Source organism: Pseudomonas sp. 51_B (assembly GCF_017491595.1).
GTDB lineage: Bacteria > Pseudomonadota > Gammaproteobacteria > Pseudomonadales > Pseudomonadaceae > Aquipseudomonas > Aquipseudomonas promysalinigenes.
The window spans coordinates 1-441 of the sequence record NZ_JAFGYW010000424.1 but is presented as its reverse complement, the minus strand read 5'-3'; the positions used below and the strand labels follow the sequence as shown (position 1 = coordinate 441).

Annotated in this window: 1 protein-coding gene; it reads left to right on the top strand. The window is 66.2% G+C overall.

Going from position 1 to position 441, the window contains the following annotated elements; translation table 11 throughout:
* Positions 1-441 (top strand): Ig-like domain-containing protein (locus tag J5M56_RS25550; protein WP_243430910.1); only part of this gene is annotated, 441 nt, incomplete at both ends.

Here is a 441-nt window from a genome sequence, read left to right as displayed (position 1 = left end):
AACGGTGACATCGCTGACCGGCGCGGGCACCTTGCTCGCCGGGACCGCTGAAGCCGGCAGCACCGTGACTGTGCTGTCCGCCACCGGCACCGTGCTCGGCACAGCGGTGGCATTGGGCGACGGCACCTACACCGTCACGCTGAATCCGGCCCAGGCCAACGGTCAGTTGTTGTCGGTGATCGCGACGGACGAGGCGCAAAACGCATCGCCAGCGCTGCTCTACCCGGCGGCTGATACTACCGCTCCAGATGCCGTCACCGGTCTGACCATCAGCGGCGATCTGAGCCAGCTCGCCGGTCGTGGCGAAGCCGGCGCGAGTGTCGAGGTGACCGATGCGCTGGGCAACATTGTCGGCAGCGGCACAGTGGCCGCCAACGGCACATTCCTGATCGATCTGGCCCCAGGCATCACCACCGGCCAAGTGCTGACAGTGAATCAAAC